Genomic DNA, 1,558 nt, shown 5'->3' with positions numbered 1-1,558 from the left:
AATAGACCCGAAACCGGGCGATCTATCCATGGCCAGGGTGAAGGTTGAGTAACATCAACTGGAGGCCCGCACCCAAGTATGTTGAAAAATGCTGGGATGAGCTGTGGATCGGAGTGAAAGGCTAATCAAGCCCGGAGATAGCTGGTTCTCCTCGAAAGCTATTTAGGTAGCGCCTCACGTATCACCGCCGGGGGTAGAGCACTGTTTCGGCTAGGGGCCCATCCCGGGTTACCAACCCGAGGCAAACTCCGAATACCGGTGAGTGCAGCGTGGGAGACACACAGCGGGTGCTAACGTCCGTTGTGAAAAGGGCAACAACCCAGACCGTCAGCTAAGGTCCCCAAATGCTGGTTAAGTGGGAAACGATGTGGGAAGGCGAAGACAGCTAGGAGGTTGGCTTAGAAGCAGCCATCCTTTAAAGAAAGCGTAATAGCTCACTAGTCGAGTCGGCCTGCGCGGAAGATGTAACGGGGCTAAACCAGCTACCGAAGCTACGGGTGAGCGTGCATCACTTAACGCTATTCGCTTGGCGTCGCGAAGCGACGCCCAAGCGCTTCCCGAACGTTGAGTCGGGAAGTAGACAGGATGAGTGGCGTTAAGGATGCACGCTCGCGGTAGAGGAGCGTCGTGTAGGCCGATGAAGGTCCATTGAGAAGTGGGCTGGAGGTATCACGAGTGCGAATGCTGACATGAGTAACGACAAGGGATGTGAAAACCATCCCCGCCGGAAGACCAAGGGTTTCTGTTCGACGTCAATCGGAGCAGAGTGAGTCGGCCCCTAAGGCGAGGCCGAAAGGCGTAGTCGATGGGAAACGGGTTAATATTCCCGTACCTTGCGTGATTGCGATGGGGGGACGAAGAAGGCTAGGTGAGCCGGGCGTTGGTCGTCCCGGTGAAAGTGCGTAGGCCGAGGGCTCAGGCAAATCCGGGTCCTCAAGGCCGAGACACGAGACGAACCGCCCACGGGCGGGAAGTCATCGATGCCCCGCTTCCAGGAAAAGCCTCTAAGCTTCAGATCACGCAAGACCGTACCCCAAACCGACACAGGTGGTCAGGGTGAGAATCCTAAGGCGCTTGAGAGAACTCGGGTGAAGGAACTAGGCAAAATGGTGCCGTAACTTCGGGAGAAGGCACGCCGGCGTCAGGTGAAGCCCCGTGCGGGTGGAGCCGAGGCCGGCCGAAGATACCAGGTGGCTGCAACTGTTTATTAAAAACACAGCACTCTGCTAACGCGTAAGCGGACGTATAGGGTGTGACGCCTGCCCGGTGCCGGAAGGTTAAGTGATGGTGTTAGCGCAAGCGAAGCACTTGATCGAAGCCCCGGTAAACGGCGGCCGTAACTATAACGGTCCTAAGGTAGCGAAATTCCTTGTCGGGTAAGTTCCGACCTGCACGAATGGCGTAATGATGGCCACGCTGTCTCCACCCGAGACTCAGTGAAATTGAAATCGCAGTGAAGATGCTGTGTACCCGCGGCTAGACGGAAAGACCCCGTGAACCTTTACTATAGCTTCACACTGGACGCTGATGTTGCTTGTGTAGGATAGCTGGGAGGCTA

At 56.2% G+C, this 1,558-nt stretch carries 1 rRNA gene; it reads left to right on the top strand.

What is annotated here, in order from left to right:
• Positions 1 to 1,558, top strand: a 23S ribosomal RNA gene (locus tag BUA41_RS18690); the annotation flags it as partial.

The organism is Modicisalibacter ilicicola DSM 19980, assembly GCF_900128925.1.
Lineage (GTDB): Bacteria > Pseudomonadota > Gammaproteobacteria > Pseudomonadales > Halomonadaceae > Modicisalibacter > Modicisalibacter ilicicola.
The sequence above is the reverse complement of the archived record's forward strand: the minus strand, read 5'-3'. Positions and strand labels throughout refer to the sequence as shown.